We start from the raw sequence: 23,526 nt of genomic DNA, 5'->3' as shown, positions 1-23,526 counted from the left end.
AATGCTGATCCGCAGATGGGCCGTCAACGGTCTCAGCGTCGTGGGGACGCTTCTCGCCGTTTCGTTGGTCGCGTTCCTGCTGATTGCGCTCTTGCCAGGCGATCTTGCGGTATTGATTTTAGCCGATTCTGCGACGCCGGAGCGCGTTGCGGCACTTCGCACCCAGCTCGGACTTGATCAACCGCTTTACGTTCAATACTTCCACTGGCTTGGCAACGTGCTGTCGGGAAATTTCGGCCGCTCCGTTCATTCGGGTGAAGCGACACTACACGTGATCCTGTCTCGGCTGCCGGTAACAATAGAATTGATCGGTCTCACCCAGGTCGTTGCTCTGGGATTATCGATCCCGCTCGGGATCCTCAGCGCGCATAAGCGCGGCTCGGCGTTCGATGGCTCGATACTGGTCGGTTGTCTGGCGCTGCTATCGACGCCTGCCTTCGTCATCGCGCTCTCTCTGATCTATGTTTTCGCGCTTCATCTGCATGTTCTTCCCGCGACGGGCTTCGTTTCATTGCACGAAAGCGTCGCCGAGAATCTACGCGGCATGGTGCTTCCCGTGGTATCTCTCGCCCTCATAGAAGTCCCCGTCTATCTGCGATTGCTGCGCAGTGAAATGATCGGAACCCTTCAACAGAACTACATTTCACTTGCGAGGGGAGTGGGGCTGCCGACCGCCCGTATTCTTTTCGAAAACGCTCTCAGGCCTTCATCACTGAACTTGATCACCGTGGTCGGCATCAATATGGGAAGATTGATGGGCGGTGCGGTCATCATCGAACAAATGTTCGCGCTGCCGGGCATTGGTCAGCTCCTGGTCGAATCGGTCTATCAGCAGGACTATCTCATGACCCAGGGAATTGTCCTGTTCGTCGGGGCCGCTTTCGTTGCAATCAATCTGCTCACCGACCTCCTGTATGCGCTGGCCGATCCACGCCTCCTGCGCGAGGGGGGTCCGTCATGAAGCGGTTGAACCCCGGGATATTGATCTCGGCAATTTGGTTGGCGGTCGTCTTCATGTCTAGTTTGACCGCGGCGTGGTTGCCGATCGAGGACCCTTCGCGCCAGAGCCTACTAAGAATGCTGGCGCAACCCAGCTTGGAAAATTGGTTTGGGACGGACTCACTGGGCAGGGACGTATTCGCCAGGACGCTGTACGGGTTTCGCGTTACGTTCACAGTTAGCGTGGGCTCGGTGACGCTGGCCATCCTGGTGGGCGGGACCTTGGGAGTCGTAGCTGGTTATTTTCGAGGGTGGATTGAAGCTACGATCCTTGCTCTGACCAATATTGTCCTGGCGTTTCCACCGCTAGTCCTGATCATCGCGATGGTCGCCCATCCAGGGAGTCCGATCGCAAAGGTAATTGTGGCGCTCAGTATCGTGTTCACGCCCGCGGTAATCAGGATCGCACGTGCGAACACCCTGCTTTTCGCTGAGCGAGAATTCGTCACCGCGGCTCGCGCTGTGGGAATGAGCGATCTTCGCCTGATAGTGCGGGAGATACTGCCTAACCTTCTGCCGGCGTTTTTTGCCTACGGACTGCTCCTGGTCGCGATCGGAGCCATGGCAGAGGCGGGACTGAGCTATCTAGGCCTGAGCGTGCCGCCGCCGGCGTCCACGCTCGGCGCCATGATGGCTTCGGAACAGGCGAACGTTATGGAAGCCCCTCATGCCGTATTTTTTCCCGCGGCGACGCTGTTCGCGACGATATTTGCGCTCAACTTCATTGGCGAATTCGTGCAGCGGAAGTTCGCGGGTGGAGGTAGGTCTCGATGAGTTCCCCGCTATTGGTGGTCGAGAATTTGCGAACCTATTTCAAATTGAGAGGTGTCGACCTGCGTGCAGTCGACGGGGTGTCGTTCGGACTCTCTCCGGGACGTACATTGGGCGTGATAGGCGAGTCCGGTTCGGGAAAGTCGGTTATGGCTCGGTCAATCATCGGCCTACTGTCATCGAGCGTGCAGACCGAGGTCAGCGGCGCCGTCAAGTTTGACGGACGTAACCTGTTGAATTTGTCCGAATCGGAAATGCGAACGGTACGCGGTCGCGACATAGCGATGATATTTCAGGATCCCATGACATCCTTGAATCCGGTCATGTCGATCGGACGGCAGATCGTCCAGGTCCTGCGCAATCACACCGATCTATCGAGAAACGCTGCCAAGGAGCGGGCCGTCGAGCTCCTCGCCGAGGTAGGCATCCCGGCGCCCAGGCAACGCGCAACGGAGTACGCTCATCGTATGTCCGGCGGAATGCGGCAGCGGATTGTTATTGCAATTGCACTTGCTTGCAATCCGCGACTGCTCATAGCCGATGAGCCGACCACGGCTTTGGACGTCACTGTTCAAGCGCAAATTTTGAACTTGCTGCGCACGCTGCAGCAAAAACATGACATGGCCCTAATGCTCATTACACACAATTTCGGGGTGATCGCCGAAATGTGCGATGACGTGGCTGTAATGTACGCGGGTCGGATGGTGGAGAAGGGGAGTGTCACCGATCTTCTCGAGAACCCGCAGATGCGATATACGCAGGCGCTTCTCGAGTCCGTGCCGAAGCTGAACGTCGCCCGCCACGCCCGGTTGCCGGTGCTGAGTGGCCGTCCTCCCAACCTGTCATTCTTGCCGCCAGGTTGTGCCTTTTCTCCACGCTGCAAGTATCGGCTGGATCGCTGCTCGGAATACCCCGAGCCGGTCCAACGAGAGCCCGGGCATTTCTTCAATTGCTGGAATCCGGTGACGGAGGCTCAGCATGGCGGGTAGCGGAGACGATCATCTGCGTTCTGCCGCGCTGTTGTCGGCTCGGGGACTTGTCCAGACTTACAGATCGAGCGGGGGAGGTCGGGTCCAAGCCCTGTCGGACGTATCTCTGGACATCGTCAAGGGGGAAACGCTGGGCGTTGTGGGCGAGTCCGGCAGCGGAAAATCCACTCTTGCGCGTGCTATTCTTGCACTTCCCCGCCCGGAGCGCGGCGAGGTCGAAATTGACGGGGAGCCGATCCTAAAGGCGACCAGGCAACGGTTGCAGCGCATCCGACACAAGTTGCAAATGGTGTTCCAGGATCCGCTGTCCTCGCTGAACCCCTGTCATCGAATTTCCGATATCGTGGAAATGCCGTTAATAGTCGCGAACCGGGGCTCCGCCGTTGAACGTCGCGAGATCGTGGCAGGGACCTTGCTCAGCGTCGGGCTGGACGTCGAGCAAATCGGAAGCCGGCGCCCGTCTGAACTTTCCGGAGGTCAATGCCAGCGCGTCAGCCTGGCCAGATCGCTCGTTCTCCGGCCGGAAATTCTCATTTGCGACGAGCCTGTTTCGGCGCTTGACGTCTCCGTTCAGGCGCAGGTTCTGAATCTTCTCGAAGATTCGAAGATGGCGTACAATTTGACCATGCTGTTCATCTCACACGATCTGAGCGTGGTGCGGGGAATCAGCGATCGTGTCGTCGTGATGTATCTGGGAAAGATATGCGAAGTCGGAGCGACTGACGAAGTCTATTTTTCAGCTCGTCATCCATACACCGCCATGTTGCTCGATTCCGTTCCTACCATGGACCCTCGCGCCCGCAGCCAGTCGGTTCCGCGAGGAGAGACCCCGTCTCCGCTCAATGTGCCGCCGGGCTGTCGATTCAACACCCGATGTTCCCGAGCGTCGTCGATTTGCGAAGTGCAGGAGCCGAAAATCTCAAAGGTTTCGGGAACCGTTGACCATTTCGTGGCCTGCCATCATCCGCTGCCCGCTACAGGTGCTACGGGCAACAGGTACCCATAACCCGGCGGCACCGCGGCGCGGGATTAGGAGTGCGAGGCAGGTTCCGGAGGTCCGGCCACCGAAGGGTGTTTAACTCGGAGGCGGAATCACTATTGCGCGCACATCGCCATCACTCGCAGCGGCCTCGATGGCCTCACGGAGTTGCATCTCCATTGCGGGAGTCCATGCGTTCATTCGGTCCGGCCGATTGAGCGTGATTGTAGTCACGCGTTCTGAAGTGCCGACCAGAGCATGTGGCTGGTCAATCATGGGGGCTCCAATCGATTGAATGCGGGTCTCCTCGCGGAGCTTTCCGTCCGTCCGGACTTACGATGAACCATATCGTCAATTTCATTTATTGACTAGTTGACAAGCAAATCTTTTTAGGTGGCAGTTGGGAAAAACGAGGCGGGCGATCTGCCGGGGAGCTGACTTTGACTGACTTTTTGCTTGTTCATGGAGGCTGGCACGGGGCGTGGTGTTGGAGTGGCGTGTTGCAGCGCCTCAGGTCCAGTGGCCACCGAGCCTTCGCCCCAACGCTCACCGGATTGGCTGATCGTAGCCATCTTTTTGGCTCCGACATTGGACTAGACACTCATATCGCCGACGTCGTGAGCACTGTTCGTTGGGAGGAGATGGACGGCATCGTCCTTTGTGGCCATTCCTACGGCGGCATGGTGATTAGCGGTGCGGCGGAGCAACTCGAAGGGAAGCTGGCGGGCATTGCTTTCATCGATGCGTTCTTTCCGTTGGATGGGCAGTCATGCAGTGACCTAAGCGGGCGTGTCGTGGCGCGAGACGCCGCGATTCCTCCGCCTCCAGCCGAGTCGTTTGGAATCGCCGATGCAGACGAATGCGCCCGAGTTGCGCGCCTGATGACGCCTCATCCCTCAAACACAGTCAGCGACAAGATTGCGCTGAGTGGCGCTAGGGAGAGAGTTGCCAAAAAGGCATACATCGTGGCGGGCAATCGCGAGCGGTCCTATTTCCAGAAGCCCTACGAAACCCTTTCGCAGGATCCCGCTTGGCAGACATTCGCTTTGCCGACCGGACATCACCCGATGCTGGACGCGCCGGACGCCTTGGTGGACGTACTAAAGGGGCAATTTGCATCGGCATAGGGTGGAGCCGGCGGCCCGGTGGGGCGGGATGAGGAAATCTTCATGTTATTATGCTTGCTAACTAACAAGCAAATATATATGGGTTATGCGCCAGGTAATGTTGAACAAAAAAGACGGGAGCGGCGGTAGGGATGGTGGGATGTTGAACGATATCCGCGTGCTTGAAATTTCAGCGCCAGAAACAATGTTGGGCGGGCAGATTCTCGGCGACCTTGGTGCCAACGTTATCGTAATCGAACCCCCGAACGGCGCGGCCGGTCGGCGGATTGAGCCCTTTCTGGACGGTGTACCCGGGCTTGATCGAAGCCTGACTTGGCATGCGCTCAATCGGAATAAACGCGCAATCACCCTGGATATCAAAAGCCCAGACGGAAAAAAGATTCTTGGCGAACTAGCGGCCAAGGCCGACATCGTTCTCGAAGCGGGTTACGACAGCGGTTTCGATGAACTTGATGTCAGCGTCACGAAGGATCCGATTCGGTGCAGGATTACGCCGTTCTCGAGGGGCGGTCCCAAATCGACTTATCGCGCTGCAGATCTAATCTATATGGCGGCCAGCGGAGCGCCGTCCCTCGCGGGCGATGCTGACAGGCAGCCGTTATTCTTTCCCATTCCGCAAGCGATGATGGAAGCCGGTGCCGAAGCCGCTGTTGCGGCACTCGCCGGACTGGCGGCGCGCGATCGGGTCGGTATCTCGCAGACCGTCGAACTGAGTGTTCGAATGGCGGCACTTCTGAGCTCGCTGACCCGAGCTGTGGCCGGAGGCTCGGGCGATTCCCCCGGCAAACGTGGTGCAGACGACATGGTGCGCGTACCCAATATGTACGAATGCGCCGATGGCTTCATGCTCATTTCGATTTCGATGAATCGTTCCCTGATTCATCTGACTAAGGGCGCGGCCGAATGGGCAGCCGATGAGGGAGTGTTTCCGCGGGAACTCGCAAACATCGACTGGGCAAATTTCGAGCATCTGACGACGTCAGGTCAGGCTCCGGCCAACATAATGTCTGAATTGGTAGCGGCGATTAAGACCCTCTGCCTTTCAAAAACGAAGGCCGATCTCACGATCATTGCTCACGAACGCGGCTTCATGGCGGCACCGGTTGCGACGATGAAAGACATTCACGTATCCGACCAGTTCCGTGAGCGAGGGCTATTCGAAGAGACGCAACTAGCTGGTGACGGGCGCCTTGTCCGCGTCCCGCTCAGGTTCGCTCAATTCTCTGATTATTCAATCGAGCTTCGGCGGCCGGCGCCATTGCTTTCGCAGCATTCGCACGAAGTATTGAGCGAGGAACTCGGATTGAGCTCAACAGAGATCCAGACATTATTTGTCCACGGAGTGATTTGAGATGAGTGCTCCGCTATCAGGACTCAAGGTGTTGGATATGGGATGGCTGATGGTAGGGCCCATGAGTGCCCGATACCTGACAGACCTTGGTGCGTACACGGTCAAGCTCGAAAGCAGAAAGCGGCGAGATCCGCTGCGCGCTCTGGGGCCGTTCAAGGATGGAAAGCAGGGACCGGAACGCTCGCTATCCTATCACATGATTAACGCCGGCAAGCACAGCGTTGCAATGAACATACGGAAGGACGCCGGCCGCGATATCGTGTTGAAGCTGGTTGAATGGGCAGACGTCCTAATCGAAAGCTTCTCGCCGGGTGTTATTGACGAGATGGGGTATTCCTACGAAACCCTCAAGACCGTTAATCCGAAACTGATCATGGTTTCCACGGGCATTCTTGGCCGGAGCGGACCGCGTGGCATCGGGACCAGCGGAACAGGAATCACCGGCTCTGCGTTTGCGGGGGCGACCGCCTTAATGGGTTGGCCGGACAGGAAGCCGACGGGGCCGCACGGGCCGTGGACGGATTCGGTTGCTCCACGGTTCGTCGTATCCTCAATCTTGGCGGCATTGCATCGACGCAAGCTGACGAACGCGGGCTGTTATATTGACGTTGCGCAGGCTGAGTGTGGCTTGCAGTTCCTGCTTCCAGCCTTCCTGGAGCACTCTGCCAACGGAACCAATCCCGCGCGCGTGGGCTATGCTGGATCGAAGTTGCGATCGCCTTGCGGCATCTTCCGATGCAAGGGTGAGGATCGGTGGATAGCGATCGACGCATCTGATCAGCAGGATTGGATTTCGCTAAAGGGCGTTATCGGATCACCGCTGGCAGATCCTGGATTTGACACGATTGTTGGTCGCATTCGCGGACGCGAAGCGATCGAAGCCGCACTCACGGCCTGGACCACGCCACAAGACGCAAAGAGCGTAGAGACTCTCTTACAGAATGCCGGCGTTCCCGCCCACGTGGTGTGTCAGGCGCATGATCTCATCGTCGATTCGGATCTGAGGCATCACAATCATTACCGGAAGATTTCGGATGCGGAAGTCGGCGAGACCGAGACGACCGGACCTCAATTCCGTTTGTCTCTGACGCCGCATGTCGAAACGAGAGCCGCGCCGAGAATCGGTGACTCCACGGGAGAGATCCTGAGAGATCTCTGTGGACTTTCCGATGACGAAATCACTCGTCTGGAGCGCGCTGGAATTGTCGAATAGCCGCGTTCCCGTGAGGGATTTGACTTTGGCAAGCATGATCGAATCGCGAATATCGTGAAAAGATTCAACAGGAAGAAAAGAAGGGATCAAGCGTGAGTGAAATTCTGGATCTAGCCGGACGCGTTGCGCTCATAACGGGAGCGGGTCAGGGCGTTGGGCGGCGAATTGCGCTGCACTTCGCTGCTCACAATGCTGGATGCGTTGCTGTCAACGACTACCATCTCGATCGGGCGCAATCCGTCGTCGACGAAATCACTGCGCTTGGCGGCAAGGCAATAGCCGTGCAGGCCGACGTAACCGATCTCGATGCGGTGAAGGGCATGGTGAAAACAGTTGCGGATGCATACGGGTCCATCGGCGTGCTCGTCAATAACGCTGGGAACCAGGGCATCCACCCCCGCGCGGAGGTAAGGCAGCCATTCTGGGAAGTTGGACCTGATAGCTGGAATAAGACCATCGGCGTCAACCTGTACGGCGTGATGAACTGTACTTCGGCCGTCATTCCCGGAATGATTGCGCGGAACGCGGCAGGCCGCATCATCACCATCATCTCTGATGCCGGTCGGTGGGGAGACGCTGGTATGGAGACGTACGCCGCTGCAAAGGCCGGTGCGGCGGGATTTATGCGCAGCGTCGCTCGGACCCTCGGGCGTTATCAAATTACGGCCAATTCTATTGCGATCGCAGCGACGGCGACGGAAACCAACGCCCGAGTGAATCCAAAAGCAGATGTCGATAAGAAGATTCTCGAAAAATACATCATTCGGCGTCGGGGAGACCCGGTCGACGTTGCGAACATGGCCCTGTTCATCGCGTCGGACGCCAGTCCCTGGATAACCGGTCAAACCTATCCGGTAAACGGCGGCTTTTCGTTCGCGCTCTAGGAGGCAATCTCGGGTCGCATGTTGAACAATCGCGACGCGACTGCTTTGCACGGAATTCCAAAGGAAGACGACGATGACGGACGAAGTTCTCTACGAAACGAAGGATCGAATTGCGACTCTCACCCTCAACAGGCCGGATCGCGCAAACACGATCAATCACGAGCTAATCAGTCTCCTGCAATCATTGGCGCTTAGGGCCGCTAACGATAGCGATGTTCGCGTCCTGATCGTGACAGGTGCAGGAAAGCACTTCTGCGGCGGCGCCGACCTGCGTTCCTCGTCTCGGCAGCCTGGTGCACCGCGCTCCATTTCACCCCCTGGCGCTGGGTTGGGATTGGACTGGGTCCCTAAACCCGTGATAGCGGCCATCAATGGGTCCTGCATGGGTGGCGGCTGTGAGATAGCCCTGTCGTGCGACTTCCGCTTCCTGTCGACCACCGCCAAAATCGGGCTTACCGAGATCAGGTTCGGCGCGCTGCCGGCCGGCGGGGGAACGGCTCGGGCGCCACGCCTGGTCGGGCTGTCGAACGCGAAACGCCTGATCATGGTAGGAGAACCGGTCGATGCCGAAGAGGCAAAGCGCATCGGTCTCGTTGATGAGGTGTGTCCGCCTGACGAATTGTTGCCGAAGGTAATTGAACTGGCCAACGTGCTCGCCTCGCGTGCTCCGTATGCGATGCGAACGGCAAAGCAGATTCTGAACAGAACGCTACAGATCGACCTTGCGAGCGCGCTCGAGTTGGAGCGGTCGCTGATCAACCGGATGGGTTCTCCCGAGGAAATACAGGAGGCGAGACGGGAGGCGTCGGAAAAGAGCGCAACGTATGCCAACATTTTCTCGAAACCTGACTGACGCTCTTTGACGACAATTGACGGGTCGTCGGTGAACGACGACGTGAATGGGAAGCGGAAAGGCTCATTATGAAAACAGATGCTGCCGTTGTTGCGCAGGAGGTTTCGAAACCAGTGCTGCCTCTGGTGGGAGGCAAGTGCCGTTGCGGTTACGTCTTCTTTCCGATGCAGACATTCGGTTGCGAGATGTGCGGACGCAACGGGGATGATTTGATGCCGGTGACGTTATCCGGTCGGGGGCAGGTCGTTTCGAAAGCTGTGGTGCATATTCACGCGGATCCCAAGCGTCCGCCGCCCTTCGCTGTCGCGATAGTGGAGCTGGAGGAGGGACCTCAGATCAGGGCGCTCTTGGCGGACCCGCCGGACGTCTCTGCAGAGCCAGGCGATGTCGTCACAGCACGACTGTTTCCCTCTAACTACAGCGATAGCGAAAGCCGGTTGGACGTCGGATTTGCTCGCAACGCGCCTAAGGAGTGACAAATGGCAAAACGTCTGTCTGATCTTCGTCCCGTATATGTCATCGGCATCGGTTGGCATCGCTATCAATCACTCAGTGACAAGCCGTACGTCGAACTTGGACTGAAGGCGATTAGAGACGCGCTCGCCGACGCCGCCATCGAATGGTCCGAAGTCGAATCCAGCTACGTCGCCACAGCGCGGCTCGGGATGGCTGTGGGCCGTCCCATGCTGCGTCATCTCGGTGCTTTGGGTAAACCGCTCATTCATATTGAGAACGCGTCCGCGTCGGGATCTGCGGCGTTCAGGCAGGCTTGCATTGAAGTGGGGGCGGGAATTAGCGATGTTGTGCTCGCCGTCGGCGTCGACAAACCATCCGCCCCGGTAAAGCGGGCAAGCACTGGCGTGCAGGGCCTGGCAGATGGCGCAATCGTGCCGTTTACAAGCTTCGCGCTCCTGACCAATGAATATGCCCGCAAGAATGGCATTGCTCCCGAGGATATCGCCCTCGTCGCCGTCAAAAATCATCGAAATGGAGCAACAAACGTCAACGCGCAGCGTCAACAAGTCAGGACTCTTGAGGAGATTTTGGGCGGCAAGCGGGTATCGGGTACTCTGACCGCGCTCCAGTGTACTCCCGTTGGGGAAGGAGCGGCCGCGGTGATTGTGGCCTCCGAAGATGCGATCAAACGCTTGGGGGTTGATCCATCGCGCGTGGTTCGTGTTGCTGCTTCCGCCGCGGCCAGCGAACGAGGAGGGTCGGCGCGCGCCGACAAGGAATTAACTCAGGAGGTGGTGGCAGCAGTCCTCGACGAAGCTGGTCTATCGCCGACTGATCTTGACCTTATCGAACTCCACGATGCCTTTACGATCGAAGAGCTTCATTACGCCGAGGCGACCGGCGTTTGCCCCGAAGGCCAGTTCATTCCCAGGCTGAAAGAGGGTGAGTTCGACATCGGAGGACGTTGCGCCATCAGCACCTCCGGAGGTCTGATTGCATTTGGTCACCCGATCGGCCCCACCGGCATTGGTCAAGTGGGCGAGGTTACGTTGCAACTGCGGGGCGAAGCGGGTGTACGTCAACACAAGGGCGCCCGAGTCGGTTTAGCCCATATGGTGGGCGTGGGTGCCGTTTGCTACGGACACATACTGGTCAAGCCCTAACATTCACAAGACGAGGTGAGAGATAACGAACGCATGCCACACGTATCGAGGGGTGTCCCTCTTTCAGAAAAATTCAAAGGCCGCTTGCGTCTGCCAATAATCTCGGCCCCCATGTTGAGGGTTTCCGGTCCGGATCTGGTGATAGCTGCGTGCCGGGCAGGCGTGATCGGCGCATTTCCGACTGCCAACGCCAAATCTCCAGAGGAGCTTGATGCCTGGCTGACGAGGATGACGTCCGAGATTTCGCGGGCACCCGGCCACCGTGCACCGATTTGCCCAAATCTGATCATCCGTCGTGCCAGTCTCGCGGACGACCTCGCGTGCCTTGTCCGGCACAAGGTGGAGGTCGTCATCACCAGCGTCGGTTCTCCCGAAGCGGTCGTCAAACCACTTCACGACGTAGGTTGCCTGGTTTTTGCCGATATCGCGTCGATCCGACACGCGGAAAAGGCAATTCAAGCAGGCGCGGACGGGCTCATCCTTCTGACCGCCGGCGCAGGCGGGAATACGGGTTGGGCCAATCCTTTCGCCTTTGTGCGGGCGGTCCGGAGGATTTTTGATGGTCCTCTTGTGCTGGCGGGAGGCATATCTGATGGACAATCTTTGCACGCCGCCCAGGTCCTGGGCTGCGATCTCGCATACATGGGCACCCGCTTTATCGCGACCACGGAGAGTATGGCCTCCGACAAGTACAAATCGATGCTCGTGACCTCTACCTTAGACGACGTGATGTTGACCAAGGCGCTGACCGGTCCAGGTCTTCAGGTTAACATGTTGCGCCCGTCGCTCGTCGCTGCGGGGTTGGATCCCGAGAATCTCGACGAGCAAGTAAGCGCGGAACGCGCCAAGGAACAATTCGGCGGCGGGAGCGCAAACGTGCGCAGCGAGCGGCCCAAACGTTGGGTCGATATCTGGAGCGCCGGCCATTCGGTCTCGGCCGTCGACGGCATCACGGATGTTTCCACGCTGGTCGGTCGCTTGGAGCAGGAGTATGTGGGCGCTCGCAACGGTAAGTGAGCGTCCTAATTCTGATCGCTCACCCCTGGTCGATAAGGCCGTCCATCGACTGAGGCGGTCGAAACCAGATCGTTTAGGTGACCTCGGTTCGAAAGGTTCATGTGATGCTGGATGAGCAATCTACGATGATCGCAGCGACGGTCACTAAGTTTGTGGACCGAGAGCTCATTCCACTCGAAAACGAGGTGCTGAAGGCAAAAGCTTCCGGCGAGGGTCACCGCGGACTTAATGCAACCCAGACCGAACACCTGCGAAAAGTATCAAAAGATCTTGGGCTATGGGGTTTGGATGCTCCGGTCGAACTCGGCGGATACGATCTTCCCGCGGTCACGATGGCGGCGGTCAACGAGGAAATGGGACGAAGCGCCGTATCCTTTACGCCGCCGCCGGACTCGCCGAATCTACGCATGCTTCAGGCGGTCGGTACCGAGGCGCAGAAGGAGCGCTATCTCAAGCCGTATATCGAGGGAAGGATGACTTCAGCCATCGGCATTTCCGAGCCTGGGGCCGGAGGTGATCCGGCGGGCATGAAGACGAAGGCGGTGCTCGAAGGAAACGAATGGGTGATCAATGGCCGGAAAATATGGATCAGTGCGGCCAAAACCGCAGACTTCATAATTGTCATGGCTCGCGTTGGCGATGGCCAGCGTCGTGGTGGGATCACCTCATTCATAGTTGATCAGGGTAGTCCGGGATTTATCATCGAGCACGAAATACCCATGATTGGCGGCGGAAAGACGTACGAGATTGTCTTCGATAATTGCCGCATTCCTGCCGATTCTGTCCTCGGTCAAGTCGGGCAAGGCTACGCGCCCATGCAGCTTCGTCTGCAGACGCGCCGGCTGGAAATGGGGCCGACCGCGATCGGGATGGCCCGCCGTGCTCTCGATATGTTGTGCGAGCATGCCAAACAGCGGGAAACCTTTGGAGTGAAACTGGCCGATCGTCAGGCTATCCAATGGTGGATTGCAGACATAGCAACGCGTATCCATGCGTGTCGCCTGATGGTCCAGGACGCGGCGGAGAAGGTTGATCGGGGGGAGGACGTCCGTCTCGAAGCCTCAATGATCAAAGTATCCGCAACAGAGCTTGCATACGACGCCTGCGATCATGCCATGCAGACGCTAGGTGCACTTGGAATGACGACCGAGCTTCCCCTCAACACGCTTTGGCAGCGCGCGCGCCTAATGCGAATGTATGAAGGCCCAAGCGAGGTACATCGTCAGTCGATCGCCAGACGTGTGCTGGGCCACTAAAGAGCGAGAAGCGGCTCTGTGGTCTTCCTGTCACCAGCTCATGCAGACGTGCTAACCGGCATCGAGGCGCGTTTCTCTCCGACTTCGTCGGTACCGCGCTGGCCGTTCAACCATGAAGAGGAATCGATTACAGCGATGCAATGAAGTTTATCCAGAAGTAGCTCAACGGGACTCCGGACACTTTTTCGACTGCTGGAACCCTGTGACGGGGGGCCAGCATGGCCGGTAGTGGAAGTGAACACTTACGAACAGAGGGCGTGCACCTGTCGGCTCGCGGGCTCGTCCAGACTTATCGGACAAGTGGCGCAGGTCGTGTCCAAGCGTTGTCAGACGTCACTCTGGATATTGTCAGGGGTGAGACGTTGGGGGTTGTTGGAGAGTCAGGCAGCGGAAAGTCGACGCTCGCCCGCGCGATTCTTGCTCTGCCGCGCCCTGAACGTGCTGAGATCGAGATTGACGGGGAGCCCATTCTGTTGGCAACCAAGGATCGGCTGCGGCGCATCCGACATAAGATGCAGATGGTATTCCAGAATCCGCTGTCCTCGCTAAATCCTCACCATCAAATACTCGACATCGTGGAAATGCCACTGATCGTCGCGAAGCGGGGCTCCCGTTCCGAGCGCCGCAAGATCGTGGCGGAGACTTTGCTCAGCGTCGGGCTCGACCCCGACCACATCGGGAATCGTCGTCCATCCGACCTTTCTGGGGGGCAATGTCAGCGCGTCAGCTTAGCCCGATCACTTGTTCTCCGGCCGGAGATTCTCATTTGCGACGAACCCGTTTCGGCCCTGGACGTATCCGTACAGGCGCAGGTGCTGAACCTCCTCGAAGATTCGAAACTTGCTTACAATCTGACCATGCTGTTTATTTCGCACGATCTCAGCGTCGTCCGGGGAATCAGCGACCGGGTTGTTGTGATGTACTTGGGCAAGATATGCGAGGTCGGAGCGACGGACGATCTCTATTGTTCGCCCCGCCATCCATATACCGCGATGTTGCTCGATTCCATTCCCACATTGGATGCCCGTAAGCGCAGTCGTGCGGTTTCGACGGGAGAAACTCCATCTCCCCTCGACGTGCCAAAGGGATGTCGGTTCCACACGCGATGTTCCCTTGCATCGTCAACTTGCGAAGTGCATGAGCCACAAATTTCAAGAGTTCCGGGTGCAGTCGATCAATTCGTGGCTTGCCACCATCCACTGCCCGCTGACCGAAATCCGAGTCTCGGCCATCGACCAATAAATCGTGACGTGGGCTCCGATTCAAAGCATTCGCAAGTCAGCCTATCAAGCGCGCGATAGATCGTTCCCGGACCAGGCTCGGGTTTGGGTGCTTGACTGCTGGCCAAGCACCCAATTGAGTCCGCTTGAGGGGTCATCGATCCGGCGATTGTCGGTAAGGTCAGAACTTAATTGAGATACCGGAATACAACGACGAGATCCTGCAGCTGTTTCGAGCGCATGCAGGACTGTTTTCATTGTCCAGTCCGAGTGTGTTCAAACGATACTTGTAAGCAACCCAGATATCCGCGAAGTGGGAGTACTTTGGTCCCCAGAGAACCTTACTCGCGTCAAGCGTCAGACGGATTGGTTCACTCACGAGCTCGATTTTTGTGGGAGCAAGGATGGAAGCTGGAAGAACGCCGGGACTTAGACCCGTTGCGAGCGGTCCAATCCAAGTAAACCGGCCACTGACGGCAAGTGGGATGGTCTCGGGCAGAAAGCCAAGATCCATGTAGTAGTTCATATCGATTGACCAAGTGCCGTTGTAATCCAGCCATCCGTTAGGAGCGCCAGGATAGGCTGGTCCGAGTACCGCCGAGGTATATGAGCCGGTGTACTGCCATCCCTTGTAGAATTGCGGCGTGACGTTGAAGTATCCCTTGTAGGGCAAATCAAACGCGAACTGCAGACCGGCGGTGAGATATTTTCGGTCAATTCCGGATGTTGTATTTTTGATTCCTTCTCCGGCACCGACTGCGAGAGAGACATTTCGCATCGGTCCGATGGAGAAGGCGGACGTGTTGAAGATCTGATTGAATCCCAATGTACTCTTGATCGTTGCTCCGAACTCCATCGAGCCGCCGCAGCCCTGCCCTGGTAATTTGCAAGGGGCCGCCGGATCGTTTGCGCTGGCTTTGCCCATTAGAATGTTGACGACGTTGGTGCCGTATGCCCACGCGTCGAAGTGCGTGAAGGCGAGTATCTGCTTTCCCCCGGTTGCGACGTTGCCGGGAGATATGGAGCTGAATTCGTAGGCGTAGGTCAGGCGGTTGTCGATCAGGGAGAAGAACGGCGTATCGAGAAACGAAACGGCTTTGGTGTGCTTGCTGGGCAAGTCTGCCGCTCTCGTGAGATCGATCGGGGCAACGATCGCAAGAGACAGCGTTGCCGCAGCGATGAGTCGCTGACAGTGAAGCATTGGTTTCCTCCGTAAGAGTTTTTGTCTGATCATAGGCGTCAGTGTTCGCGCGACGTGCGTCGTGCGACCACGGCATTTGAAAACCCGAGAAGATGACTTCTGGTTTACCGGCGCTGCCCTTCCTCAACGCTGCGGCTTTGGTGTCTACGCCGGCGTGGCGCAGCTACAGTCGAGTGCCGTCGGCTGACCTCAGTGCCACGTCGGGTGCGCGGCGCAGATTGCGACGAGCTCTGAAGGTGGCTGGGCCAACGATTGTTTCTCATAATTTCTGACCGTCACGATACTTGCTATTCAAACAACAAGTAATTCAAGTGTGGCAGGGTGCGACCAATTGGCTCGGCCTGAGAATAATCGGGCAATCGGATGACCTCCGAGCACGCCAAGCTCGATTGAACCAAAAGCTGGGTCCGTCGATCTGTGCCTCGGTTGATTCGCTCAGGTCTGCCGAGAGGTGTTGGATGACGCTCAACCCTCCAATTGGCATCCTCAGGCGAATGTCGTGTCGAGCTGTGACATCCGTTGGTCCGTGCAGCTCTCGTCAACGGGGTTGCCGATAGCCCCGTCAAAACAAGACGCAAGGCTCCGTTGCGTGAGCGAGCCGCTCTGCCGGGCCTCCTCTCGCATAAGTCGGTTGTAAAATATGCGTTAGCTAATCGGACTTGGATTGCGGTTTCCATTCTCAACATGCCCTGCGCGGAATGATGAGCTCGCGCGGGAGCCGATCGATCTGCGGCATGGAAATTGAGACGGATGGCCGCGGTGCACGGCCGCGGGCTAGTTGAAGGTGTCTCGGTGGCGCCCCAAATGGGCCCGGAACCCGGACGTAGATTCAACTTTACGTCCGGCTGTCGTTCGCCGGTTCATCTCGCGCGGTCCGAACATCGGCGATTTGAAAGTATTCAGACCAGTCGTGACGAACTCGAACTCATTTCTGGTGGCTGGATTGGGTGCGACAACCATGTCGCGCGAAGAGATGTTGACAGTGCATGGCGACTTGTCACCAAGCACTGTCAACATACGGGTTTGCCCGTCGGCGGGGGGCAATCGTTCCGATGGGCAGACCGGCGGTAGACGGGTCAGAACTTTATTGTGACGCCAGTGTACAACGATGAAACAAGGCAACTGTTTCGGGCGCAGCCTGGATTCGTATCATTATCCAGTCCAAGTATGTTTCGCTGATATCGGTAAGCAATCCATACATCGGTGAGGTGAGAGTATTTGGGCCCCCAGACAGCTTTGCTGGCATCGAGCGTCAACCGGATTGGCTCGCTGTACAATTCGGTCTTCGTGCGAGCAAGCAGGATGGCCGGCAAGGCATTAGCGGCCACGCCGTTCGACAATGGCCCAATCCAAACGGCGAATCCGCTAATGGCGAGCGGGACACTCTCGGGCAAGAAGCCGAGGTTCATGTAATAGTTCACATCGACCGACCAGGTGGCGTTGTAATCCAGCCATCCGCCGGGAACGCCCGGAAATGCGGGAGCGAATGCTGCTGCCGTGTAGAAGGAGGTGTACTGCCATCCCTTGTACACTTGCGGTGTGAAATTGATGTACCCTTTGTACGGCAGGGCGAACGCGAATTGCACGCCGGCGGTGAGGTATTTTCGGTCGATTGCGGACGAGATATTCTTTATGCCTTCGCCAGCGCCTACGGCGAGTGAGACATTCGTCAACGGCCCGACGGAAAATGCATGTGTATCGAAGAGCTGATTGAATCCTAGCGTGCTTTTGATTTGCCCAAAAAACTCCGTCGAACCGCCGCAACCTTGGGTCGGCAGCGAGCAGGGACCCGCAGGATCGTTTGCGGTGGACTTACCCATTCCAACGTTGATGTAGTTGGTGCCGTAGGCCCAGATGTCGAAGTGGGTGAAGGCAAGTACGCTCTTTCCTCCTGGGGCAATGTTGCCCGGAGACATTGCGCGAGGCTCGTAGGCGTAGGTCAGGCGATTGTCGATCAAGCTGAAGAACGGAACATCGAGAAAGGGTATAGCTTTTGCGGGCGGGGGTGGCAGATCCGCCGCGGTGGCGGGCCTGCCTGGAGCAAGTGCCATCAGGGACAGAACTCCCGTCGCGAAGACATATCGTCGGTGAGACATGCGAATTTCCTCCATAACTATTTTGTCTGATTGCTCGAAGGCATAGATGTGCGGAGCCACAAGCGTCGTGCGAACGACGGTGGTTGAAGAAAGCTTAAGTCGAAGATTCTGGTGTGCCGACGTTGCCCTCCCTCAACGCTGCGGCATCGATCCTGCGCAGGGCGCAGCTACGGTCGAACGTTGCCGGCTAACCGCGCAGCGCAATCGGATACGATCTGTGGTTCACAAATTCGGGTCCGAGGCGCAGGCGTTCGCCGATCGTCTCTTATGACTTTCGCCGACTATAATACTTGCTAATTAGAAAGCAAGTCAATTTGTCGCACCCCTGCTGTACGATCTGATAGATGACTTAGACGTCATACGGTGGTGGCGACGAGCTGCGTGAAAAACCCTTTGCGGAAAGGGGTGGGATCACAGTGCCGTACCGGATCAACAAAGTCGCCGGGCTGCGAGATGACCTGTAGTAAATAATATTGGCTTGACAACAAGTAAGTATGAGGCTGATCCTCCTCTAGCGCGCAGGGTGGCTTACGATCACTTACGCGCAGGAGGAAGCCCAGAAGCTCCACGTTGATTTCACATGCGCCGCGCCTTCGCGCCGTGCATTTGAATGCGTGAGAGATCGGTCACAAAACCGTGGCCAGTAGAGGAAGCAGACCTAATGTCAGTCTACAGGAAGGGATGGTTCGCCGGCGCGCGCATTGGCGTTCGTCGTGCGGCGGGACCATCGAAACTCGACCTAAACGCGCCGCAAGCTGTCGTGGTTGCTCAGGTAGGTGGGCGTCGATGACCGAAATAATTGTGCCTCAAGCTCCCTTTTTGGCTGCATCGGCCAGTACGCGGCCCATCCACTTGGGGCGGGGAGGATGGTCCTGGGTTGTGTTCGAATGTGCTCGGATTCCGCAACTGCTTCTGGTGTCTGGGTTCGTCTTCGCTCCCTATTTCGCAAATGTAGTCGTAGGCGACGCCGTACGTGGCCAGAGCCTGATCGGTGCGGTTACGGCATCGGCCGGACTTATGGTCGCGGTCCTTGCGCCCCTTATTGGCGCGACCGTGGATAAATCGGGGCCACGAAAGCCTCTGCTCGCTGCTTGCGTGTTCTGTTTGACGCCCCTGCTGTTCAGCCTTTGGTGGGCGCGTGCGGACGGGGCGGGCCTACCGATTCTCGCTATCCTCACCATCATGACCCTTATCGGTGTCCTTGGTGGGATCATCGATTTGCTGTTCAACTCTCTGCTCCCCGTTTCCGTAGGACGCAGGGGGGCAGCAAAAGCGTCCGGCTATGCACTCGCGCTTGCCAACATCGTGGGAGTGCTCGCGCTCGTGATCGTCCTTTGGTGCTTCGAATTGCCGGGGAAGATGCACTTGGCGGGTTTGTCCGATTCTCCGCTCTTCGGTCTCGACCAAGCCACATACGAACCTAGGCGTATCGTCGGGCCCATTGCTGGGATGCTCTGGGTGATATTCTGTCTCCCGCTATTTCTCTACGCGTCTGATGGTCTACGTACGGGTCTTTCACTCAGCGCGGCTGCCAAGTCAGGCGTGAAGGACCTCGTTGCCCTGGTCAAGAACGCGCGAACTGTCCATCGAAATTTGGCGCTATTTCTGCTCGCAAGGGTTGCCTTCTTCGATGCGATTGGGGCAAGCATTGCCTTCAACGGGGTCTATACTTCGGGCGTGATGGGATGGAAGGGGCCGGAAATGCTGCTTTCCGGAATTCTGATCGCGGTATTCTGTGGAATTGGCGCCCTCGTGGGCCAAGCGCTCGACCGTACGATTGGACCACGCCGAGCGCTGTTGGTGGAATTGGCCGGTCTCTTGGTTTTCATTCTGGGCCAAATCGGGATGAGCACGTCACGCGTCCTATTTGTTCCATACGATACGAAGACTCACGGAGCCGTGTGGGCATCACCGATTTTTGCTCACCTTCCCGACCTCGTCTTCTTGGGCCTGGCGTTGGGTGCGGCAGTTACAATGATCGGTGCGTTCTCGTCAGCGCGCACCCTTCTCGTGCGTCTTACGCCCGTTGACCAGGTGGGAAGCGTATTCGGTCTAGCCGCGCTCACAGGCTCGGCAACAAACTGGCTCGCGCCGCTCTTCATCAGCATTTTTACAGCGAGATGGGGATCGCAGCAGGCGGGGTTCGTGCCGCTTCTGATCCTTCTGGGCTTGGGCCTCTTAACGATGTGCTTCGTACGCGGGGGTGATGTCGTGTCCGGCGTTGATAACTAGATCGGGAGGCGTGGCGACCCGGCCTAGTTAAGCGGAGGCCGTGAAGGCGGACTTATCGGTCGGCCTCACGGTCTGGAGGCACTAAGCCACCCACGTCCTACAAATGCGATGCGCTGCCTGCGAAAGTACTCTGAGCATCGACTGTTTAGTCGGAGATGATGAGACCTCGCCAACCGCTCAGCCCCCGATATTGTCAGAACGCTCACACGTGCTGTTTCCCATTGGTTTGCAACAAATCCCAGTCATTCCGAAACGCCGGTGTCGATGACGTCGCCGAATAACTTCCAAGCGTGCCCATCGAATTGCATCATCTGCATTTGCTCGATTGGATAGAAGTCCGTTGGGCTGGTATTTATCTTGATCCCAGGAAGCAGCATCTCGCTGGTAAAGTCCTTGAGGTTCGCTGCCTGCATCATGATATTTTCCCGCGTGAGATTTTCGCTGTCCATGGCCTTGCCAGAAACCTGCTTAGTGGCCTCTACCGAAAGGGGAGCACGAGATGCGATCCGCTGGGTCAAAGCTATGGCGGCGCTGCGAAGAGCCTCAGGCGCATGAAGTCCGGTGACCAGTCCATAATGCTCCGCAGTTTGAGCATTGAAGGGCAAACCCGTCAGCAACATGGCATTAGCGCGGGAAACACCGATCAACCGGGGAAGACGATAGGCAGATGCCATCAAGCCCATGTTGACACCCGCGCAGGTAAAGCTGGCTTCAGTCGAGGCAATCCTGATGTCGCAGCACAGTGCCAGTTCGAATCCGCCGCCGATGCACCAACCATTGATCGCAGCCACGACAGGTCGACGAATGCTGTCCAGCCGCTGCAAGAGCCGACCGAAACCCGTCGTGCGACCGTTCTTTCCCTGGTCTTGTTTCAGATCATCCCCGGCGCAAAAGGAGCGACCTGCGCCTGTGATCAGGATTGCGCGAAGGTCCATATTCGCCTCGGTCTCATCAAGGGCGGCAACCAGCGCCCCGCGCATTGCTTCGTTCAGCGGATTCATCGGGGGGTTGTCAATCGTCAGAACGCAAACGTCTTTGCCAATATTTTCGACGTGGACGGTCCCCGACATCCGATCCTCCTTTTTGGCAATCCGCGAAGCGACGGCGGAATTCTAGACCTTCGCCGTTCCGGTCCATGTCGCATGATAGTTGCTTGACAACCAACAAGGCAAATCTATAAATGCTGTCATTCTGAATGTTGGTTTCCTCCCTGACTGAGAGCCTCGCGCATCGCCGCGAGGCTCTTTCTTTCGGGACATGATGCCAAGGGCGCGAAGACAGATGTGTCGACGCATTCAGAAATAGCGATCTGGAGGTCGGAGTCGCCCGGCCGTCTTCGTTAGGAGAAAATTATGAAGGCTGTCGTGGTCGAGACGTACGATACCATCGACCACATTCTCCTGAAGGAGGTGCCGTTGCCGGAAGTCGCGGCCGGCGAAGTGCGCGTCAGGGTGCAGGCGGCAAGCGTTGGCTTCGTTGACGGGCTCAAGGTACAAGGACTTTACCAGACCAAAGATCTGCTTCCCTTCACGCCCGGGTCTGAATTCGCCGGCGTAGTTGACGCCAAGGCGACTGACGTTGAGGGCTTTGCTCGGGGCGTACCCGTTATGGGTCGGGCGCGATCAGGTGGACTTGCGGAATATATCTCAGTGCCGGCTGCGGCGCTTGAGGTCACGCCCGAAGGAATCGCCCCGGCAGCGGCCGCTTCATTCCGCGCCAACTACCTGACATCGCTTTATGCGCTGACCGAACGCGGAGCGTTGTGCAAGGGTGAAAATCTTCTCGTGCTAGGTGCTTCAGGTGGCGTCGGGATCGCTGCGGTTCAAATTGGCAAGCTCCTAGGCGCCCGCGTCGTCGCTGCGGCTTCGACCGAGGAAAAACGAAAATTCGCGGCTCGCTTTGGTGCTGATGCAACGGTGGATTATACGCAGTCGGGCTGGCGCGATGAATTCAAGAGAATCACAGGTGGCCACGGTGCCGATGTGATCTTTGATCCAATCGGAGGCGACGTGGCGCTGCAGGCCTTCCGCTCAATCGCGTGGCGCGGACGCCATCTCGTTGTCGGGTTCGCGTCGGGAAAGATTCCGGCGCTTCCATTCAACCTTCCGCTGCTCAAGGGGGGCACCCTCATGGGAGTCGATTTGGCGCAAATCGGTCTGCGCGAGCCTGAGATACACGCTCGTGCCATGGCCCTGCTGTCGACGTGGCTTCGGGAGCAAAAATTGATACCCGTTGTCGGTCAGGTATTCGCATTCGAAGATTTTCGAGAAGCGTTCAAGGCCATGACCTCACGCGCGGCCATGGGAAAGATGGTGGTACAGATCAGCTAGTCTGCTCACGAAACAAAGCAAACAATCCAGAACCTTGGGGGAGAGACGTAATCCGAAGCACGGCAATATGGAGACGGTATGAAGCGATTTCTGATGTTTGTCGTTGTCGGTCCGGCTGTGGGGTTCGCCGTCTCTTATGCTCTGGAGGCAACCCTTGGGAGAAACGGAGGTACGGAAGGTTTCATCCTCAAGCTTCCGCTCGCCTATATGTTCGGATTGCTTCCTTCGCTCGTCATGTGGCTCGAGGATTGGCTGCTATTCGACAAAATACGGCCGTGGTTGAAGATCGTGACTTCTGCCGTCGTGGGTTATGCAGCGAGCATTGCGATGCTTCTCATTTGGACACCTGTTCCAAGTTCTCTTCGTACAGTGCTAATTTTCGGAATAGTCGGCGCCGTCCAAGCAGCGGTCTCTTCGTGGTTGGCGAATTACAAAGCCAACGCGAAAACAGTCAGTTGAAATGAACTTCCGTCTAACGCGCCGGCATCCAAGATCGCCGTCACGTCCGGGAAATTACCATTGGTGCGAACGGTCAAGTTTCACGGATCCTCCAAGAAGGCAGCCGACCGGTCTGTCGCCGGCAAAGCCGAGTCGGATGCCTATTTCGGACAAAGAATTCATGGCCCGCCCTTGCAGGACGGTGATGCGCTCACTGTCAGCTTTGACGAGGCCATTTTTGAGCAACCCGAATGCGAGCGCCGCAGCAGCGATTCCTGTCGCTGCGTCCTCAGGGTAGCCCGACGACTTCGGGAACTGTCTGGCTTCGAAACGACGACCGCCCTGATGGTTGATCGCATAAGGGTAGAGTCCGGTCGACCCAATGTTTTCGCAACACTGCTCGGTCGTTAGCATGTTCGAGGTCAGATTGTTCAGGAGGTCGATGGTTTTCATGGGAATAAGCGTCTTCACGCGCGACGTGACGGCGTTTTGAATCGGCAGGTCGAGAAGGTCTGCGCGGGAAATGTGAAGCGCCGCCAGCACCATCCCTTCTTCTTCACGCGACAGGTCGACCACCTTTCCGACCGGCTGAGTGATCTCTACATAGGGATCGTCGGGCCGAGCCATATCGACGAAACCGGTCACTGGTCCGCTGCGGGTGTCGATACGCACCTGCTCGGTTCGCAGATGTCCGGCCGTTGCCAGGGCCCAAAGTGCGCCGATCGTAGCGTGGCCACACATTTCCATCTCATGGCGGGGGACCCAGAACCGGAAGATGTAGTCCGCGTCAGGGCCGGCAGCCGCCAGGACGAACCCAGACTCGTGCCCGAAATGTCTGGCGATCCCCTGCATATCATCAGTCGGGAGCGCCGAAGCGCGGGCGACGATCGGACAGGGATTGCCGCCGGCGCCCATGTGAGTGAAGACATTGACTAACTTGATCTCCGTCAT

General features: G+C 57.5%; 21 protein-coding genes and 1 pseudogene. 17 read left to right on the top strand and 5 right to left on the bottom strand.

Annotation, left to right across the window (positions count from 1 at the left end; translation table 11 throughout):
* The first annotated feature begins 1 nt into the window (after position 1).
* The 4 genes from UP10_RS36755 to UP10_RS36740 are packed head-to-tail and all read left to right on the top strand — an operon-like array spanning position 2 to position 3,765.
* A complete protein-coding gene (locus UP10_RS36755; protein WP_044592029.1) occupies positions 2–961 on the top strand; it encodes an ABC transporter permease in 960 nt (319 codons plus the stop codon).
* Positions 958–1,773: an ABC transporter permease gene (locus tag UP10_RS36750; protein WP_044592028.1), complete on the top strand. Its 816-nt coding sequence runs from the start codon at positions 958–960 to the stop codon at positions 1,771–1,773. Before UP10_RS36755 ends, UP10_RS36750 begins: the two co-directional genes overlap by 4 nt.
* Entirely contained in the window at positions 1,770–2,759 is a 990-nt protein-coding gene (locus tag UP10_RS36745) for an ABC transporter ATP-binding protein (RefSeq protein ID WP_044592027.1), read from the top strand. Before UP10_RS36750 ends, UP10_RS36745 begins: the two co-directional genes overlap by 4 nt.
* Complete coding sequence (locus UP10_RS36740; RefSeq protein ID WP_044592026.1) at positions 2,749–3,765, top strand: ABC transporter ATP-binding protein; 1,017 nt, start codon at positions 2,749–2,751, stop codon at positions 3,763–3,765. The genes UP10_RS36745 and UP10_RS36740 overlap by 11 nt, the downstream gene beginning before the upstream one ends.
* An 84-nt stretch (positions 3,766–3,849) precedes the next feature.
* Here UP10_RS36740 and UP10_RS46150 read toward each other — a convergent pair.
* Positions 3,850–4,014, bottom strand: a pseudogene (locus UP10_RS46150) (enoyl-CoA hydratase); the annotation flags it as partial.
* 164 nt (positions 4,015–4,178) lie between these two features.
* Between UP10_RS46150 and UP10_RS36735 the strand changes: the two are divergent.
* The 10 genes from UP10_RS36735 (at position 4,179) to UP10_RS43585 (ending at position 14,359) form a co-directional block, all read left to right on the top strand.
* Positions 4,179–4,865, top strand: coding sequence for an alpha/beta fold hydrolase (locus UP10_RS36735; RefSeq protein ID WP_044592025.1), 687 nt, complete (start codon positions 4,179–4,181; stop codon positions 4,863–4,865).
* 139 nt (positions 4,866–5,004) lie between these two features.
* Positions 5,005–6,216, top strand: a complete 1,212-nt coding sequence (locus UP10_RS36730; protein ID WP_197086996.1) for a CoA transferase — start codon at positions 5,005–5,007, stop codon at positions 6,214–6,216.
* Between the two features lies 1 nt (position 6,217).
* Positions 6,218–7,429: a CaiB/BaiF CoA transferase family protein gene (locus UP10_RS36725; protein ID WP_044592023.1), complete on the top strand. Its 1,212-nt coding sequence runs from the start codon at positions 6,218–6,220 to the stop codon at positions 7,427–7,429.
* A 92-nt stretch (positions 7,430–7,521) separates the two neighbouring features.
* The gene (locus tag UP10_RS36720; protein WP_044592022.1) at positions 7,522–8,313 is read left to right on the top strand and encodes an SDR family NAD(P)-dependent oxidoreductase; all 792 of its coding nucleotides are present in this window, start codon (positions 7,522–7,524) and stop codon (positions 8,311–8,313) included.
* Between the two features lie 73 nt (positions 8,314–8,386).
* Entirely contained in the window at positions 8,387–9,166 is a 780-nt protein-coding gene (locus tag UP10_RS36715) for an enoyl-CoA hydratase/isomerase family protein (RefSeq protein ID WP_044592021.1), read from the top strand.
* A gap of 68 nt (positions 9,167–9,234) precedes the next feature.
* Complete coding sequence (locus UP10_RS36710) at positions 9,235–9,642, top strand: Zn-ribbon domain-containing OB-fold protein (RefSeq protein ID WP_050043996.1); 408 nt, start codon at positions 9,235–9,237, stop codon at positions 9,640–9,642.
* Positions 9,643–9,645: 3 nt separating this feature from the next.
* Positions 9,646–10,785, top strand: coding sequence for a thiolase family protein (locus UP10_RS36705; protein WP_044592020.1), 1,140 nt, complete (start codon positions 9,646–9,648; stop codon positions 10,783–10,785).
* 111 nt (positions 10,786–10,896) lie between these two features.
* Complete coding sequence (locus UP10_RS36700) at positions 10,897–11,802, top strand: NAD(P)H-dependent flavin oxidoreductase (protein WP_156180633.1); 906 nt, start codon at positions 10,897–10,899, stop codon at positions 11,800–11,802.
* A gap of 125 nt (positions 11,803–11,927) precedes the next feature.
* The gene (locus UP10_RS36695; protein ID WP_245322134.1) at positions 11,928–13,058 is read left to right on the top strand and encodes an acyl-CoA dehydrogenase family protein; all 1,131 of its coding nucleotides are present in this window, start codon (positions 11,928–11,930) and stop codon (positions 13,056–13,058) included.
* 218 nt (positions 13,059–13,276) lie between these two features.
* Positions 13,277–14,359 (top strand): oligopeptide/dipeptide ABC transporter ATP-binding protein, encoded by a 1,083-nt coding sequence (locus UP10_RS43585; protein ID WP_082077457.1) that lies wholly within the window; start codon positions 13,277–13,279, stop codon positions 14,357–14,359.
* A 100-nt stretch (positions 14,360–14,459) separates the two neighbouring features.
* Here the strand turns inward: UP10_RS43585 and UP10_RS36685 are convergent, their stop codons facing one another.
* Both UP10_RS36685 and UP10_RS36680 read right to left on the bottom strand, forming a co-directional pair.
* Positions 14,460–15,479 (bottom strand): hypothetical protein, encoded by a 1,020-nt coding sequence (locus UP10_RS36685; protein ID WP_044592016.1) that lies wholly within the window; start codon positions 15,477–15,479, stop codon positions 14,460–14,462.
* A 1,076-nt stretch (positions 15,480–16,555) separates the two neighbouring features.
* Positions 16,556–17,530 (bottom strand): hypothetical protein, encoded by a 975-nt coding sequence (locus UP10_RS36680; protein WP_245322133.1) that lies wholly within the window; start codon positions 17,528–17,530, stop codon positions 16,556–16,558.
* An 831-nt stretch (positions 17,531–18,361) separates the two neighbouring features.
* Here UP10_RS36680 and UP10_RS36675 point away from each other — a divergent pair.
* Positions 18,362–19,807, top strand: coding sequence for an MFS transporter (locus tag UP10_RS36675; protein ID WP_197086995.1), 1,446 nt, complete (start codon positions 18,362–18,364; stop codon positions 19,805–19,807).
* A 242-nt stretch (positions 19,808–20,049) separates the two neighbouring features.
* Here the strand turns inward: UP10_RS36675 and UP10_RS36670 are convergent, their stop codons facing one another.
* Entirely contained in the window at positions 20,050–20,877 is an 828-nt protein-coding gene (locus tag UP10_RS36670; protein WP_050043993.1) for an enoyl-CoA hydratase/isomerase family protein, read from the bottom strand.
* Between the two features lie 282 nt (positions 20,878–21,159).
* Here UP10_RS36670 and UP10_RS36665 point away from each other — a divergent pair, with 282 nt between their 5' ends.
* Together UP10_RS36665 and UP10_RS36660 are read left to right on the top strand one after the other, a co-directional pair.
* Positions 21,160–22,137, top strand: coding sequence for an NADPH:quinone oxidoreductase family protein (locus tag UP10_RS36665; protein WP_044592015.1), 978 nt, complete (start codon positions 21,160–21,162; stop codon positions 22,135–22,137).
* 78 nt (positions 22,138–22,215) lie between these two features.
* Positions 22,216–22,596: a DUF5413 family protein gene (locus UP10_RS36660; protein WP_156180631.1), complete on the top strand. Its 381-nt coding sequence runs from the start codon at positions 22,216–22,218 to the stop codon at positions 22,594–22,596.
* Between the two features lie 54 nt (positions 22,597–22,650).
* Here the strand turns inward: UP10_RS36660 and UP10_RS36655 are convergent, their stop codons facing one another.
* Positions 22,651–23,526, bottom strand: coding sequence for a PhzF family phenazine biosynthesis protein (locus UP10_RS36655; protein ID WP_044592013.1), 876 nt, complete (start codon positions 23,524–23,526; stop codon positions 22,651–22,653).

This window comes from Bradyrhizobium sp. LTSPM299 (genome assembly GCF_000938235.1).
In the GTDB taxonomy this organism is placed as follows: domain Bacteria; phylum Pseudomonadota; class Alphaproteobacteria; order Rhizobiales; family Xanthobacteraceae; genus Bradyrhizobium.
This window is presented reverse-complemented; position numbering and strand designations above follow the sequence as displayed.